This window comes from Pseudomonas sp. BAV 4579 (genome assembly GCF_009765395.1).
GTDB classification, from domain to species: Bacteria; Pseudomonadota; Gammaproteobacteria; order Pseudomonadales; family Pseudomonadaceae; genus Chryseomonas; species Chryseomonas aestiva.
This window is the reverse complement of the sequence record NZ_WHOV01000075.1, coordinates 1-15,478: the sequence shown is the minus strand read 5'-3', so window position 1 is coordinate 15,478 and position 15,478 is coordinate 1. Positions and strand designations below refer to the sequence as shown.

Annotated in this window: 15 protein-coding genes and 2 pseudogenes; 7 read left to right on the top strand and 10 right to left on the bottom strand. The window is 68.3% G+C overall.

The genetic code is table 11. The annotated features are described in order from the left end of the window. The first annotated feature begins 33 nt into the window (after positions 1-33). Positions 34-1,407 carry an ATP-dependent RNA helicase DbpA gene (gene dbpA / locus GSQ95_RS15555; protein ID WP_158896024.1) on the top strand — a complete coding sequence of 458 codons (1,374 nt, stop codon included), beginning with the start codon at positions 34-36 and terminating at the stop codon, positions 1,405-1,407. Between the two features lie 315 nt (positions 1,408-1,722). Here the strand turns inward: dbpA and GSQ95_RS15550 are convergent, their stop codons facing one another. The 5 genes from GSQ95_RS15550 to GSQ95_RS15530 all read right to left on the bottom strand — a co-directional run bounded on the left by GSQ95_RS15550 (position 1,723) and on the right by GSQ95_RS15530 (position 5,269). Beyond that, positions 1,723-2,607: an oxygenase MpaB family protein gene (locus GSQ95_RS15550; RefSeq protein WP_158896022.1), complete on the bottom strand. Its 885-nt coding sequence runs from the start codon at positions 2,605-2,607 to the stop codon at positions 1,723-1,725. Between the two features lie 3 nt (positions 2,608-2,610). Continuing rightward, complete coding sequence (locus tag GSQ95_RS15545; RefSeq protein WP_158896020.1) at positions 2,611-3,198, bottom strand: NUDIX domain-containing protein; 588 nt, start codon at positions 3,196-3,198, stop codon at positions 2,611-2,613. Positions 3,199-3,313: 115 nt separating this feature from the next. Then, positions 3,314-3,961, bottom strand: a complete 648-nt coding sequence (locus GSQ95_RS15540; RefSeq protein ID WP_133863252.1) for a TIGR04211 family SH3 domain-containing protein — start codon at positions 3,959-3,961, stop codon at positions 3,314-3,316. A 236-nt stretch (positions 3,962-4,197) separates the two neighbouring features. Further along, complete coding sequence (locus tag GSQ95_RS15535; RefSeq protein ID WP_133863253.1) at positions 4,198-4,410, bottom strand: hypothetical protein; 213 nt, start codon at positions 4,408-4,410, stop codon at positions 4,198-4,200. Between the two features lie 22 nt (positions 4,411-4,432). Further along, entirely contained in the window at positions 4,433-5,269 is an 837-nt protein-coding gene (locus GSQ95_RS15530; protein WP_256664602.1) for a CDP-diacylglycerol diphosphatase, read from the bottom strand. Here GSQ95_RS15530 and GSQ95_RS15525 point away from each other — a divergent pair. Next, entirely contained in the window at positions 5,268-5,534 is a 267-nt protein-coding gene (locus GSQ95_RS15525) for a DksA/TraR family C4-type zinc finger protein (RefSeq protein WP_017642690.1), read from the top strand. The genes GSQ95_RS15530 and GSQ95_RS15525 overlap by 2 nt on opposite strands. Before the next feature lie 83 nt (positions 5,535-5,617). Here GSQ95_RS15525 and GSQ95_RS15520 read toward each other — a convergent pair. Continuing rightward, positions 5,618-6,321: pseudogene (locus GSQ95_RS15520) on the bottom strand (glutathione S-transferase N-terminal domain-containing protein). Positions 6,322-6,466: 145 nt separating this feature from the next. Between GSQ95_RS15520 and GSQ95_RS15515 the strand changes: the two are divergent. Continuing rightward, positions 6,467-7,216: an alpha/beta fold hydrolase gene (locus tag GSQ95_RS15515; protein ID WP_158896018.1), complete on the top strand. Its 750-nt coding sequence runs from the start codon at positions 6,467-6,469 to the stop codon at positions 7,214-7,216. 3 nt (positions 7,217-7,219) lie between these two features. Continuing rightward, a complete protein-coding gene (locus tag GSQ95_RS15510; RefSeq protein ID WP_158896016.1) occupies positions 7,220-8,266 on the top strand; it encodes a metal-dependent hydrolase in 1,047 nt (348 codons plus the stop codon). A 62-nt stretch (positions 8,267-8,328) separates the two neighbouring features. On the opposite strand, the pseudogene GSQ95_RS27180 reads toward GSQ95_RS15510, so the two are convergent. Next, a pseudogene (locus tag GSQ95_RS27180) lies at positions 8,329-8,460 on the bottom strand (DUF1127 domain-containing protein); the annotation flags it as partial. Between the two features lie 168 nt (positions 8,461-8,628). On the opposite strand from GSQ95_RS27180, the gene GSQ95_RS15500 reads away from it, so the two are divergent. Beyond that, positions 8,629-10,074, top strand: a complete 1,446-nt coding sequence (locus GSQ95_RS15500) for a PLP-dependent aminotransferase family protein (RefSeq protein ID WP_178118468.1) — start codon at positions 8,629-8,631, stop codon at positions 10,072-10,074. Here GSQ95_RS15500 and GSQ95_RS15495 read toward each other — a convergent pair. Continuing rightward, positions 10,071-11,789, bottom strand: a complete 1,719-nt coding sequence (locus tag GSQ95_RS15495; protein ID WP_158896010.1) for a diguanylate cyclase — start codon at positions 11,787-11,789, stop codon at positions 10,071-10,073. The two genes, GSQ95_RS15500 and GSQ95_RS15495, sit on opposite strands and share 4 nt — an antisense overlap. A 246-nt stretch (positions 11,790-12,035) precedes the next feature. Between GSQ95_RS15495 and GSQ95_RS15490 the strand changes: the two genes are divergently transcribed. After that, complete coding sequence (locus GSQ95_RS15490) at positions 12,036-12,545, top strand: nucleoside 2-deoxyribosyltransferase (RefSeq protein ID WP_158896008.1); 510 nt, start codon at positions 12,036-12,038, stop codon at positions 12,543-12,545. A gap of 138 nt (positions 12,546-12,683) precedes the next feature. On the opposite strand, the gene GSQ95_RS15485 is transcribed toward GSQ95_RS15490, so the two are convergent. Next, entirely contained in the window at positions 12,684-13,385 is a 702-nt protein-coding gene (locus tag GSQ95_RS15485) for a glutathione S-transferase family protein (RefSeq protein ID WP_158896006.1), read from the bottom strand. 142 nt (positions 13,386-13,527) lie between these two features. Beyond that, the gene (locus tag GSQ95_RS15480) at positions 13,528-14,442 is read right to left on the bottom strand and encodes a LysR family transcriptional regulator (protein ID WP_158896004.1); all 915 of its coding nucleotides are present in this window, start codon (positions 14,440-14,442) and stop codon (positions 13,528-13,530) included. 87 nt (positions 14,443-14,529) lie between these two features. On the opposite strand from GSQ95_RS15480, the gene GSQ95_RS15475 reads away from it, so the two are divergent. Further along, a complete protein-coding gene (locus GSQ95_RS15475; protein ID WP_158896002.1) occupies positions 14,530-15,312 on the top strand; it encodes an NAD(P)H-dependent oxidoreductase in 783 nt (260 codons plus the stop codon). Positions 15,313-15,478: the final 166 nt, after the last annotated feature.

Genomic DNA, 15,478 nt, shown 5'->3' with positions numbered 1-15,478 from the left:
GTAAACCTTTACCAGCCGTTTCACAGGACTCCCGTGCCCTCATCCTTCGCTTCCCTGCCACTGGCCGAGGCCATGCAGGCCAATCTGGCCGAACTCGGCTACCTGAGCATGACGCCCATCCAGGCGGCCAGCCTGCCCATCATCCTCAAGGGCCAGGATCTCATCGCCCAGGCCAAGACCGGTTCGGGCAAGACGGCGGCCTTTGGCATCGGCTTGCTGACGGGACTCAATCCACGCTACTTCGGCTGTCAGGCGCTGGTCCTCTGTCCGACCCGCGAACTGGCGGATCAGGTGGCCCGCGAACTGCGTCGCCTGGCGCGCACCACGCCCAACCTGAAGATCCTGACCCTGTGCGGCGGCATGCCGCTGGGGCCGCAGATCGCCTCCCTGGAGCATGGCGCCCAGGTGATCGTCGGCACCCCGGGTCGGGTGCAGGAGCACCTGCGCAAGGGCACCCTGGTGCTGGATGGGCTCAATGTCGCGGTGCTCGATGAAGCCGATCGCATGCTCGACATGGGCTTCATCGAGGCCATCGCCGACATCCTCAGCCAGACCCCGGCACGGCGGCAGACGCTGCTGTTCTCGGCGACCTATCCGGAAGGCATCGAGCGCCTGGCCCAGGACTATCTGCGCGCGCCGCTGCGCATCAGCGTCGAGAGTCAGCACAGCGAGACCCAGATCCGCCAGCGCTTCTACGAGATCGCCGCCCAGGACCGCCTCGCCGCCGTGGTGCGCCTGCTCCGGCACCACCGCCCGGCCAGCGCCGTGGCCTTCTGCCAGACCCGCCAGCAGTGCCAGGAGGTGGTCCAGGCGCTGCATGCCCAGCGCATCTCCGCGGCTGCCCTGCATGGCGATCTGGAGCAGCGCGAGCGCGATCAGGTGCTGGCGATGTTCGCCAACCGCAGTCTCTGCGTGCTGGTGGCCACCGACGTGGCGGCCCGCGGCATCGACGTCGCCGGCCTGGAAGCCGTGATCAACGTGGAGCTGTCCCGCGATCCGGCGGTGCACGTGCATCGCATCGGCCGCAGCGGGCGGGCGGGAGAGCAGGGCCTGGCGCTGTCGCTGGTGGCGCCGGCCGAGGCCAGCTGCGCCCAGGCCATCGAGGCTCAGCAGGGCTCGCCGCTGGACTGGCAGCCCCTCGGCGCCCTGCGCGACACCCCGGAGCCGCTGGTGCCGACCATGCACACCCTGGCCCTGGCGGCGGGCAAGAAGGACAAGCTGCGCCCCGGCGACATCCTCGGCGCCCTGACCGGCGACGCCGGCCTGCCCGGCGCCAAGATCGGCAAGATCACCCTGTTCGACAACCAGGCCTTCGTCGCCGTGGAGCGCGATATTGCCCGCCAGGCGCTGCAGCGGCTGAGCGAGGGCAGGATCAAGGGCCGGTCGATCAAGGTGCGGATGCTGTAGGGGCGAGTTGGCCCCTTCGCATCCTGGTTACATCTTTCGGCAGGGGCTTTATCGCGGCCGTGGGCCGCTCCTACGGATAGATTGGATACCTGTAGGAGTGGTCGATACAGCGCACCGGCATGGCCGCGGGCCTGTCTCAGGTGAGTGGTAGCGCCGTAGCGTGGAAAACGGCGCAGCCTTTTCCACTGGGACTTCGCCGCGAGGCGCGCCCTCACCCCAACCCTCTCCCAAGGGGAGAAGGGGCTATCCGAGCAGGTGTTCGTCTCTATCAGCCTGCGTAAGAGTGGTCGCCCCGGCGCACTGTCATGCCCGCGATCACGGCGAAGACTGACCGTCGATCCCCATCCGCCGTCTGGCGCGATGGGAAGAGCCGTTGCGGACGGCCCAGCGCAGCACCGGGGCGGTGGCGCCGATACCGGTGCGAATCAGCTGCCGTTGCAGCGGACCCTGGTGGAAACCCAGCTCCGCACTGGCCCAGTCGGGCAGCAGGTCGATGCCGGCCTGCATCATCAGCGCCCCGAAGGGCTTGGCCAGGGTGCTGGGCGCGGGCGCCTGCAGCAGCACCTTGCAGACCTCGCGGCTGCGTTCGTCGCAGACCAGTTGGGGGCGGATCGCCTGGTAGTAGGCGGCGATCTCCGCTCGCGAGCGGGGCACGTCGGTCGCGCCCAGGCGTTCGGCGACCAGGGCGATCTCGGCGTAGTAGCGATCCTGTTCGGCCCCCGGCAGCTGGGGATCGAAATAGCGCAGATAGGCCGCCAGGAAATGACTGACCTCGGCCACATGGACCCAGGTCAGCAGCGCCGGGTCTTCGGCGCTGTAGGGGCGACCGTCGGCGGCCTGGCCGCGGATATGCCGGTGGATGGCCTGGACCCGGACGATCAGCCGCTCGGCATCGCCGCGGCTGCCGAAGGTGGTGGCGGCGATGAACTGGCCGGTGCGGCGCAGGCGGCCGAGCATGTCTTCGCGAAACTTCGAATGGTCCCAGACCCCGGCCAGGGCCAGCGGGTGCAGGGTCTGCATGAGCAGGGCGGCGATACCGCCGATCAGCATGCAGGTGAAGTCGCTGTGTACCCGCCAGGGGACGCTGCCAGGCCCGAACAGCCCTGGATCGCCCGGCGGCTGCTCGTAGTCGACTTCGCCCAGTGACAGTCCGGTGAGGCTCATCACCTGCCGCTCGATACGGTTGCGGATCGGTTCCATGGGCTAGCGCGACAGCAGGTAGAGGGCGGCGTACTGCAACAGCATGATGGTCTTGCCATCCAGCAGCCGACCGTCACGGGCCATGGCCAGGGCCTCGTCGAAGGGCAATTCCAGCAGCTCGATGTCCTCGCCTTCCTCGTGCAGGCCACCGCCGTCGGCGATGCGCTGGTCGGCGCGGTATTCAGCGGCAAAGAAGTGCAGCAACTCGGTCACCGAGCCGGGACTCATGAAGGCGTCGAACAGGTGCTGGACGTTGTCCAGGCGATAGCCGGTCTCTTCCTCGACTTCGGCCTTGATGCGCTCTTCCGGGGCGGCCGCATCGAGCAGGCCGGCGGGGGTCTCCACCAGCAGGCCATCGGCCAGGCCGTTGCCCAGGGTCGGCAGGCGGAACTGGCGGATCAGCAGCACGGTGCGCCGTTCGCGGTCATACAGCAGGATGGTGGCGCCATTGCCGCGGTCGTAGGTCTCGCGGGTCTGGCGTTGCCAGCTGCCGTCGCGGCGCAGGTAGTCGAAGGAGGTCTTTTTCAGCAGGCCCCAGTCGGCGGAAAGGGTCTCGACCTGCTGGATGCGAACGCGCGGGGTGTCGTGCATGGGGGCTCGTCTGGACGGGAGGCGTCGGGCCACGGTAGCAGAAGCGGTGCCTTTTTAAGGCACGCGCCGCGACCCCGGGTTCCACCCCGCCGTGAGGACGGCTGGTAGCCGACGTCTAGAACCAGCGGTCGTTCTTCTTGCGACCCCGCGTCATGGACGGCAGGATCAGGCCGGCCAGCAGGCCGGCGCCGGCAATGCTGCCGCCGTAGACCATGTACTGCATCAGCGCCTGCTTGTTCTCGTTGCCGAGCTTGGCCTGGGTGCTGCGCAATTCCGACTGGGCCTGGGTGAGCTGGGCGTCGAGATCCTTGCGGCGGCTCTCCAGTTCGTCGATCTGCTTCTTGCGCGAATCCAGGGTCTCCTGCATGCCCTGGACGCGATTCTTCCAGCTGTCGTCGATGGTCTTGAGCTGGCCGCTCAACTCGGCCACCTGCTGTTCCAGCTGCGGCAGGCGCTCGGCCTGGCCGGGCTTGGCCTGCAGGTCGGCATTGGGGATCCAGACGGTGCTGCCGCCTTCGCCGCGCACCTGGCTGTAGTCGCCCTGGGTGCTGATCAGCTCGACCTTCTGCCCGGACTTGAGGGTGCCGACGATGCGATAGCCATCGGTGGGACCACTGCGGACATAGGTGGTCAGGCTGTCGCTGACCCAGCGTGCAGTGCCTTCCTGGGCCACGGCGGTACCGGCCAGGGAAGCGAGGGAGGCGGCCAGGCAGAGGCCGAGATGCGGGAGGCGGGACAGCAGGCGAGATGGGGACATGGGCATGATCGGGTCTTTATGCATGAGCTGAAAAGATGAAGGCCGTGGTAAACAAGCCGGATTATTGTGGGGCAGTACCCTAGCAAGCTGCCGCGCTCTATCCGCCAACCCGTAGCGCTCGCTGTTCGAGACGGTGAAGCAGTTCAAGCTTTGGCGGCGGAAAGCGACGGCCAGTGTCATCTTGCCGCCATGCGGAGGCAGGCGAAAGCTGCCAGGTCATTCAGGATCTTGCCGGCGGCGCTTCAGAGGCGCTGCAACAGATCCAGACTCAGGGCCGCGAGTGCGCCCAGGCCGGCGCAGCCGAAGGCCAGCGCCTTGCCCCACCAGTGTTTCCAGGCGATGGCGCCAGCCAGCATGCCCACCCCGCAGAGCAGCAGGCCGGACTTGAGATAGAAGTCGGACCAGGCGAGCAGCTGATCGATGAAGTCGAAGAGTTCTTGGAATTCCTGCGGCATGGGGCCTCCTGGCGCGCTGGCGCTATTGAGTCGCCGGGGCCCCGGTCGTTCCCTGGCAGTCCGCCGCCAGCAGCCGCTCGGCGGAACCCTGGTCACCCGGCTGGCTGCCCGCGCGGCCGGCCAGCAGCAGGAACTGGCGGCTGGCGTCCCGGCTCGGCAGCGCCACCACCGCCAGCGACAGCCGTGGGTCCGGCAGCGGGTAGGGCGGCTGGCTGGCCAGGGCCTGGAAGAAATCCGCGGCCAGCAACTGGGCTTCGCTCAGCCGCCGCGCCTGATAACGACTGCCCGCCAGCGCCATGGGCAGCGCGCGCCAGTGTTCGTCCAGCGCGGGCGCCAGTGGCGAGAGCTGCGCGCGCACCTCGGGCCGCAGGCAGGCCAGGTGCACATGCAGCTGATCCTGGCTGCGCCCGCTGGGGGCATTGAGAACGAGGGCGATCCGCTCGTCCGCCACCGGCGCCTGGCCCCAGGCGCTCAGGTACCAGCGCTGGCGCCAGGCCAGACCGAACCAGTTGGGTTGGCCGGACTGCCAGAGCGCCGGACTCTCCAGTCCGCGCAGGGGCCGCAGCGGCACCAGGATGAAATGCTGTCGCTCACCCGGCGCGCGCAGCACGGCGAAGCCGGGGTCCTTGACCACCTGGCGACAGGGGGTGGCCAGGCCGGTGAGCCGGGTATTGGGCACGCAGAGCCCGGTCGTGACCTGGCGCAGCAGGTCGCGGCTGGCACAGCCCGTCAGCGCCATGCCCAGCATCAGCAGCCACGGCAGGCGCTGCCACGACGAGCGGATGTCGGTCGCCAGCGAACAACTGCGCGAACCGCGCTTCCAATGGCTATCAGGGTAATGCAGTGGGAGATCAGCCATGGCCAATGGTTGGGCCGGAGACGGCGCGGTTCAGGAACAGATCGACAGCACGGTGGACGATGCGGTGCAACGCGCCCGCAGCCGTCTGCACCGAGGCGCGAGCCTCACCCATTGCGAGGAGTGCGGCGACGCCATCCCCGAGGCGCGCCGCCAGGCGGTCCCGGGGGTGCACCTGTGCATCCGCTGCCAGTCCGAGCAGGACGCCGAAGACCAGCGCGCCGGCGGCTACAACCGGCGGGCGAGCAAGGACAGTCAGTTGCGCTAGGGCCGGGGCGGCCGGCGAGCACCTGAAGGCCGGACGTTCCGCCAGCGCCTTCCGAGGCAGCCGCCGTTCAACGTCGCCCGGCATCAGGGCGCTGCCGGGATCTGCAGGCCGCGTTGCACCGCCGGGCGGGCGAGGAAGGCGTCGAGGGCGCGACGGACCTCGGGGAAGTCTTGGAAGCCGATCAGGTCAGCCACCTGGTAGACCTCCAGCAGGGCGCGGATCCAGGGGAAGGTGGCGATGTCGACGAGGCTGTAGTCCTCGCCCAGGATCCAGGCGCGGCCCCTGAGCTGACCCTCCAGCACGCCGAGCAGGCGCCGGGCCTCGGTCACGTAGCGGTCGCGGGGGCGCTTATCTTCGATGTCCTTGCCGGCGAACTTGGTGAAGAAGCCGAGCTGGCCGAACATGGGGCCGATGCCACCCATCTGGAACATCAGCCACTGGACGGCCTGGTAGCGCTGCGCCGGGTCCTCGGGCAGCAGGCGGCCGGTCTTTTCCGCGAGATAGAGCAGGATGGCGCGGATTCGAACAGCCCCAGGGGTTCGCCACCGGGGCCGTCGGGATCGAGGAGGGCGGGGATCTTGTTGTTGGGGCTCAGGGAGAGGAATTCCGCAGTGTGCTGGTCGTCCTGGCCGAAGTCGATGCGATGCACCTCGTAGGGCAGGCCGAGCTCTTCCAGCAGGATGGCCACCTTGACGCCATTGGGCGTGGGCAGCGAATAGAGTTGCAGGCGCTCGGGATGCCGGGCGGGCCAGCGGTGGGTGATGGGGAAGCGCGACAGATCGGCCATGGTGGACTCCGGAAAGGATGCGGTTCTGGGTGAGACCGGCCAGCGCGGCCCGGGTTGCCGGGTCTTCAGCGAAGCGGAACTTAGCGCGATGCTTACCCCTCCATCTGAGACGTATCCGCCTTCAGCCCAGCACCGAGGATTTCCCATGCTTCCCCACAGTCAGCAGGGCAGCGGCTCGCCCACCTTCGTGCTCATGCACTTTCTCGGCGGCTCGCACCGTACCTGGTTTCCCACCGCGCCCTACCTGGATGGCGAACACCGTTGCGTGGCCCTCAATACGCCGGGCTTCGGCGATGCCGCCGCGGTCGAGGGCTACAGCGTTGCCGAGATGGCCGACCAGGTGGATGCCAGCATCCGCGCCCTGGGCCTCACGCGTTGCATCCTGGTCGGCCATTCGATGACCGGCAAGGTGGCCGTGGTGCTGGCGGCGCGGCGACCGGAATATCTGCTGGGGCTGATCCTGGTGGCGCCTTCGCCGCCCGGGCCGCAGCCCATGAGCGAGGCGGATCGCGATGCCCAGCGCGCCTATGGCAAGAGCCGGGCGGAGGCCGAGGCCTTTGTCGACGAATCCAGCGCCCATCGTCTGCCCGATGCCATCCGCGAGGTGGTGATCGCCGATGCCCAGCGCCTGAATCTGCAGGCCTGGCGGGCCTGGGTCGATCATGGCAGTCGCGAGGACTGGAGCGACCGCATCGAGACCCTGGACTATCCGGTGCTGCTGGTCTGCGGCGCCGATGACCAGCAGGTGCCGGGTCCGGACGAACAGCGCCGCACCACCCTGGCGCCCTTCCCCAACAGCCGGCTGGAGGTCATTCCCGGTGCCGGCCACCTGATGCCGCTGCAGACGCCCCAGGCCCTGGCGCGGCTGATGCTCGACTTCGCCCGGGAGATCTGACCGGTGGATTCGCTGACCCAGGCCGTGCTCGGCGCTACCGTCCAGACCGCACTGCTGGGTCGCTGGCAGGGTCGGCGCGCGATCCTCTATGGCGCCGCCCTGGCCACCCTGCCGGATCTCGATGTGGTCATCGACTACGGCGATGCCGTCAAGGAGATGACCTACCACCGTGGCTTCAGCCATTCGCTGTTCGTGCTGACCGGACTGGCCCTGCTGCTGACGGGGATCTGCGGCCGCTGGCGCGATCCGGGTTACAGCCAGGCACGCTTGTTCCTGACGCTCTGGCTGGTGCTCATTACTCATCCCTTGCTGGATGCCTTCACCACCTATGGGACCCAGCTGTTCTGGCCGCTGCCGACCACCCCGATAGCCTGGTCCAGCGTCTTCATCATCGATCCGCTCTATACCCTGCCGTTGCTGGTGGCGGTACTTGCTGGCCTGGTGGTTGGCCCCCGGGGCAGAACCCCTCGGCTGGCCGTGGTGGCCCTGCTGCTCTCCACGGCCTATCTGGGCTGGACCCTGGTGGCCAAATATTCCGCCGAGCGCCAGGTGCGCCAGGCGCTGGCGGCCCAGGGGCAGGCGGATGCCCGCCTGTTCAGCGCGCCACTGCCCTTCACCAGCCTGCTCTGGCGGGTCATGGTGGACGACGGCCCCGAACGCTACCGGGAAACCTGGGTGGGGCTGTTTGACGACCGCCCGCCAGCCTTGGTCCCGCTGCCACGCGGGGGCGAACTGGCGCCGATCCTCGCCGACTCGCCGGCCGAACAGCGACTGCGCTGGTTCACCGACGACTGGCTGCGCTATGACCGCCTGGGCGATGACCTGGTGGTGACCGATCTGCGCCTGGGCGCCACCGGCTACCACAGTTTCCGTTTCGCCCTGGCTCAGCGCGAGGCCAGCGGTTGGCGACTGGTCGCCGAACCCTCGCTGTGGCCGCGCGAACGCGGCGGTCGCGAACAGCTGGCGGTGGTCTGGCGCAGACTCTGGCACCCGGAGTCGCCGGCACCGGTGGCGGACTGGGCGGCGCGGCTGTCGCGTCTGCCGGACTGACGCCAGGCCTGCAGCAGCAGCCGCCACCAGGGGCGCTGAGCCTCGTGCAGGGCGGTATGGCGATCCAGGCCGATATCGGCCAGTTCCCGGTCGGTAAGGTCCGGCAGGCTGCGGCGGGTGGTCAGCTGGCGCTGGAACAGCAGCCAGCAGCCGCTGGCACGGGTCTGATCGTGAAGGCTGGGGTCTCTGGGCATGGCGTCTCTCCTGGGCTGTCTCCATGCTCCGCCGCCGCTACGGTCAGGGGCAGACCCAGGCCGATGGGTTGTCCGCCATACAGCCGCCTTACAGCGCTCAGCTGTATGGTGCAGGGCATGGCCATCTGTATGGCGCGCCATCCCCGCCTGCGCCGCTATAGTCCGAACATGAATCGCTATCAGCTGCTGGCCGATGCCCTCGGCCGTCGTATCGAACAGGGTCTCTATCGACCGGGCGAGCGCCTGCCGTCGGTGCGCGCCCTGGCCCAGGAGCACGGGGTCAGTCTGGCCACGGTGCAGCAGGCCTATCGGCTGCTGGAGGACCGCGGGCTGGTGGAGCCACGGCCCAAGTCCGGCTATTTCGTCCGCCTGGAAAGACGCGTCATTGAGTTGCCGCGGGTGACCCGCCCGGCGCGCTGGCCGGTGGAGGTGTCCGGCTGGGAGCCGGTGCGCGAGCTGATGACCTCCACTCCGGATTCGGTACGGGTGCAACTCGGCCGCGGCCTGCCGGATACCGAGGCGCCGACCCTGGCCCCCTTGCTGGCCGGCATGGCGCGCCTGGCGCGGCGGCCAGGCAATGCCGGGCTGTCCTACGACAGCATCCAGGGCGTGGCGGCCTTGCGCGAACAGGTGGCCCGGCTGCAGCTGGATGCCGGCTGCGTGCTCACTGCCGATGACATCGTCATCACCAGTGGCGCCCACGAGGCTCTGGCCACGGCCTTGCGCGCCACCTGCCAGGAGGGCGACATCGTCGCGGTGGATTCGCCGACCTTTCACGGGGTGATGCAGACCCTCAAGGGCCAGGGCCTCAAGGCACTAGAGATCCCTACCGATCCGCGCACCGGCATCAGCCTGCCGGCGCTGGAACTGGCCCTGGAACAATGGCCGGTACGGGCCATCCAGCTCACCCCCAGTTGCAACAATCCCCTGGGCTACTGCATGCCCGAGGCGAATAAGCGCCAGCTGGTGGCTCTGGCGCGCAAGCACGACCTGGCCGTCATCGAAGACGATGTCTATGGCGATCTGCTCTATGGCTATCCGCGGGCGCGAGCGCTCAAGTCCTTCGACGAAGACGATCGGGTAATCCTCTGCAGTTCCTTTTCCAAGACCCTGGCGCCCGGTCTCCGGGTTGGCTGGGTGGCGCCCGGGCGCTATGCCGAGCGCATCCTGCACCTCAAGTACATAGGTACCGGTTGCACCGCCCCCCAGCCGCAGCTGGCCATCGCCGAATTCATCGCCGCCGGCCACTACACCGTGCACGTCCGGCGCATGCGCGCCCAGTACCAGCGCAATCGCGACCTGATGAGTGCCTGGGTGCAGCGCTACTTTCCCGCGGGTACCCGGGTCAGCCAGCCCCAGGGCAGCTTCCTGCTGTGGGTCGAGTTGCCCGAGGCCTGCGACAGCCATCGACTCAATCGCGAACTGCTCGCCCAGAGCGTGCAGATCGCCTGCGGCAGCATCTTTTCCGCCTCGGGCAAGTACCGTAACTGCCTGCGCCTGAACTATGCCCAGGCCCAGCGTCCCGGGATTGAGGAGGGCGTGCGGCGCGTCGGCGAGGCCGCCTGCCGGCTGCTCGACGAAGCGCTGCCGCGGTCGCTGGCGCTGCCGGTCTAGCCGGGTTCGGCGATCTCGCTGCAATTGCGCCCGCGATGCTTGGCCCGGTAGAGGGCGGCATCGGCCTGGGCCAGCAGGCGGACCGGGACGCCTTCCGCCAGCCGCGGCGTCACCGCCACGCCGAAGCTGGCGGTGACCGGCAGCGCCTCGGTCGGGCCGACGGCGAAGGGCACCTCGGCGATGCCGCAGCGCAGGCGTTCGGCCAGTGCCAGGGCGTCGGTCGGCTGGGCCACATCGGCGAGCACGGCGAATTCCTCGCCACCGATCCGGGCGATGCGATCACCGGGACGCAGCAGCTCGCGGCAGCGCTGCGCCAGTTGCTGCAGCAGCAGATCGCCGGCGGCGTGCCCGTAGGTGTCGTTGATGCGCTTGAAGTGGTCGATATCGAAGGCGATCGCCGCCAACTGCCCGGCGGTGCGGGTCACCCCCTGCGCCAGCTCGCGTTCGAAGGCGCGGCGATTGGCCAGGCCGGTCAGGTAGTCGGTCTCGGCGCGGACCCCCAGTTCGGCGATCAGGGCATCACGCTCCTCACGCAGCCGGTCGGCCTGCAGCAGCTCGTCCTCCAGCTGGGCGAAGGCGGCGAACAGGCTGCGCGGGTCGTCTTCGGCCACCGTCCCGAGCGGGCGGGCGCGCCGGCTGAGGCTGAGCAGGCGCTGGGTATTGGCCAGCAGCGGCGTCAGCAGGCGCTGCTTGAGCAACAGCAGACCGGTACCCAGCGCCAGCAGGATGCCCACCGCCGCGGCGATGGTCAGCCACAGCCGCAGCTGGGCTTCGCGCGCCAGGGCATCGGCTTCGTCATGGGCCAGACTCAGCATCTCGTCGCGCAACTCCAGGATGCTGACCATGGTCGGGACATAGCCCTGGGCGAAGCTGGCCGCAGTGGGCGCCGTGCCGGTCGCCAGGGCGGCGAGGGTCTGGTGGTACCAGTCCAGGCCTTCGCCCAGATAGCGCTCCTGCACCTGCACGAAGCGGTCGTGCTCGGGACGGCTGGGGGCCAGGTTGAGGTTGCTGCGCAGGAGATCCATCAGCTGGTTGATACGGCCCTGGGTATGCAGCAACTGGACCTGTTCCGCCCCGCTGGGCAGGCGCTGCGCCTGCAGCGCCGGGGTCAGCAGCGAGCCCAGGCGTCCGGCGGTGTCGCGCAGGCGGGCGGCCAGCTTGGCATTGACCAGGTAGATGGCCACGGCCGGGCTGCGCTGGATGAGGTCGTGCAGGGTGAGGTCGGCGGTGATGAAGTTGCTGTCGAGGGCGCGGAACATGCCCTGGACCACGCTGGCGATGTCCTGGGACGCGGGATCGTCCGGCGTCCCCCGGAGGCGCTGGTCGACCCGGGCACGGGCCTGCAGCAGCGTCTGATAGCCGTTTGCCGCCTGCTCGGCGGTCACGCTGCATTGCCGGCAGTCCTGCAACAGCACCTGTAGCCGGGCGAAGCGCTGATCGCTCAGGACCCGGGCGCGCGCCAGCTCATGGCTATCGCCGCCGCGACCGCCGAGCAGGGCATTGGTCGGGCCACGCTCGGCGGAGATGGCTTGCACCAACCCCAGTGCCTCTTCGTAGACCGGCAACTGGTCACGGGTCAGGTCCATGCTCGTCGAATTCTCATGGGCCTGCTGGACGAGCAAGGCCATGCCGCAGGCGGTGGCGAGCGAGGTCACCACCAGCAAGGCATTGATCAGTCGATTGAGATGAGCGGTCAGCAGAAAACGGCCAGACATCAGGCGACACCGAAGCGAGCATGCCCAGGAGGCGAGCCGATTCCGGACAGCGGAGGATTCAGGCTCTCAAGGTGCGTCGATGTTAAAAGGTCTAGCTTTCAAAACGTATACAGCCGAGGCCGGGCGGATTGGTTATTGCGTAAACGGTCATGCCGGCAGCACGAGTGGCAGGGCGGCCAGGAAACCTCGTCAGGCAGACGGGGTATCGCCCACCCTCTACACTGGCCATTTTCGCGAGGTCCTGCCATGCCAACCCGTATCTATCTTGCCGGTCCCGAGGTCTTCCGGCCCGATGCCGTCGCCCAAGGCGAGGCGCTCAAGGCGCTGTGTGCCCGTCACGGCTGCACGGGGCTGTTTCCGCTGGACAACGCCCTTCCCCCGGGGCTGACCGAACCAGGGGAGCAGGCCGCCTGGATCTATCGGGCGAATCTGGCGCTGATCGAGCAGGCGGATGGCGTCCTGGCCAGCCTGGATTTCTTTCGCGGCGCCGAGCCCGACAGCGGTACCTGCTTCGAGGTGGGCTATGCCGTGGCGCTGGGCAAGCCGGTGGTGGGCTATGTCCCGGAGGCGGGCAGCCTGGCCGAACGGATTCGCGCCCGCCATCCCGACTGGGTAGGCAAGGGGCTGCTGGATCGTGACGGCTGGACACTGGAGGAATTCGGCCTGCCGCTGAACCTGATGCTGGCGGTACCGGCCAGCATCGTCATCGGTGGGCCGGAGGTGGCCCTGGCGGTGTTGCGCGAGCGGCTGGGCTAGCGAGGCGGGCGTGCGACCCTCATCCCGGCGCTCTCCCAGGAGAGAGGGCCGGGATGAGCTGTCAGTCCAGTGGAAAAGGCTGCGCCGTTTTCCACGCTACGGGGCCTCGACCCAGGCAGAGCGGCGGTTTGAACGGAATCAGCCGCGCGCCAGGGCCACCAGTTCGTCCAGTCCGCTGTTGCCGTCGGCATAGGCCGCGCGGAAGCTGTCGCGCTGCTGCCAGCGCGCCCAGAAGGCCGCCAGGTGCTCGAAGCGCTCGTCCAGCGGCGTCTGGTTGGTGGGGTACTTGGAGAAGGCGATGGCGGTGCACAGGGTGATGTCGGCAAAGGTCGGCGCCGCGCCGCCCAGCAGCCACTCGCGACCATCGGCCAGGTGCCGATCGACCAGCGCCGCGTGCATCAGGGCTTCCTTGCGGCAATGCTCGCCCCACTGCGGATTGTGGGTCAGCTCCAGCTTGTGGCCGAGGCCTTCGTGCTGCACATGGAACATGGTCACGACGCGATAGAGCACATGGACGAAGATGCGGTCGTTCCACATGGCGTCCTGGCCCTGCTCCAGCGGCGTTTCGCCCATTACCTTGCGTCCGGGATAGCTGTTGTCCAGATAGCGGGCGATGGCCGCGCTCTCGGCCAGGTAGCCGCCTTCGGCGAGTTCCAGGGTCGGCGTCTCGCCCCAGGGATTGCGCTTGAGATGCTGCCACTGGCGTTGCTCGCCTTCGGGCGCCATCTTCAGGATGACCTCCTCGAATTGATCGGCGATGCCCTTTTCCTGGATGAACAGCCGCAGCCGCTGCGGGTTGGGAAAGGCGGACGGCGAGGTGAAGAGGCGTAGCTTGGCCATGGTGGGCTCCGGAAGGGACGGTGACGAAGCATGCGACTGCGGGCAGTCGTGCGGCGTTCGTACGAGGTGACCAAGGATGCCGGGCCAGGGCCGGGGCGAACAGCCAAGCCGCTGTATGCCCTCCATGCAGAGAGTCGATTGGTCAGGCCGGCGTTTGGCTCACGAGGCTGGCGACGATACGTTCGCGCAGCCAGGCATGGGCTGGATCGCGGTGCAGGCGTTCGGGCCAGAGCAGCAGCATGTCGAAGCCCGGGATGGCCAGGGGTGGCGGCTGGACCTGCAGGCCGGGATGGTTCAGGGCGATCTGGGCAGGCAGCAGGGCCACCAGATCGCTGACCAGGAGGACACTGGCCAGGGTGGCGAAGTGGGGCACTGACAGCACTACCCGCCGTTCGCGGCCCTGTTCCGCCAGCAACCGGTCAGTGACGCTGGCGAAGCCGCCACCGCTCGGCGAGACCAGCGCCTGCTCCAGTTGGCAGAAGGTTTCCAGGGACACAGGTTGCTGCAGCACCGGATGACCGCGCCGACCCGCCAGCAGATAGTGTTCGGTGAACAGCAGCCGCTGACGCAGACCCGCTGCGGCGGTATCAGCCACGTCCAGCGCCAGGTCCAGGCGATCCCCCTCCAGTTGTTCGGCGAGCAACGCCGGCTTCTTGTCCAGCAGCGCCAGGCGGATACCGGGCGCCTGCTGGCGCAGGTCGGCCAGCAGCGGGGTGAGCAGGGTGGTGGCACTGTGGTCGCTGGCGGCGATGCGCCAGGTTCGCTCGGCGCGAGCCGGTTCGAAGGGGGCGGCCGGTGCCAGGGCCTCGTCCAGGGCGGCCAGCGCCTGGCGCAAGGGTTCACGCAGCGCCGCCGCGCGCGCCGTGGGTCGCATGCCGCGCGGCCCAGGTAGCAGCAGGGGATCGTCCAGCAGTTGGCGCAGCCGGCCCAGCTGCAGGCTGACGGTGGGCTGCGCCAGATTCAGGCGGCGCGCGGCGCGGGTGACGTTGAGTTCCACCAGGAGGGCGTCGAGAGTCACCAGCAGATTGAGATCAAGGCGGCGCAAGCTATTGTGCATGGCAATGGCTACTGTTTCGGTAATTCATTTCCAGCATAACTCCGCCGTCACCTAGCCTGGCCACCTTTCCATCGAGAGGTACGTGCCATGAAGGTCCTGCTGGTCTACGCCCATCCCGAACCCCGATCGCTCAACGGTGCGCTGCGCGACTTCGCCGTGGCCCATCTGCAGGCGGCCGGCCATGAGGTCCAGGTCTCCGATCTCTATGCCCTGCACTGGAAGGCCACCCTGGATGCGGCGGACGCGCCACACCTGGCGCCTGGGGCGCGCTTCGATGCGGTCCTGGATTCCCGGCAGGCCTATGCCGCCGGCCAGCAACCGGCGGATATCGCCGCCGAGCAGGCCAAGTTGCTGTGGGCCGATGTGCTGATCCTGCAATTTCCGCTGTGGTGGTTTTCCTTGCCGGCCATCCTCAAGGGCTGGGTGGAACGCGTCTATGCCTGCGGCTTCGCCTATGGCGTCGGCGAGCACAGCGACACTCACTGGGGTGACCGCTATGGCGAAGGCACCATGATTGGCAAGCGCGCCATGCTGGTGGTGACCTGCGGCGGCTGGGCGTCGCATTACAGCGAGCGCGGCATCAATGGCGCGCTGGATGACATCCTCTTTCCCATCCAGCACGGCATCCTCTTCTATCCCGGTTTCAGCGTGCTACCGCCGTTTCCGGTCTATCGCACGAGCAAGGTGGACGCCGCCGGCTTCGAGCGGCTGTGCCAGGCCTATGGGGCACGGCTGGATGGACTGGCTACGGATACGCCCCTGGCGTTCCGGCGGCAGAATGGTGGGGATTACGAGATTCCGGCATTAACCCTGATGCCCGAGCTGGCGCCGGGACGGACCGGTCTGGGGATTCATCTGCGGGAGGACTGAGGGCTGGCGCGGCCATGGTTTCCATGGCTCGGGCTCACGCCGTAGGTTGGCGCTGAGCGTAGCGAAGCCCGACAGCGGGGTTGGGCCTTGGGCAATGTTGGGCTTCGCTGGTGCTCAACCCAACCTTGTATCTCTCCTGGGTAATGGGATTAGCTACCTCATTACC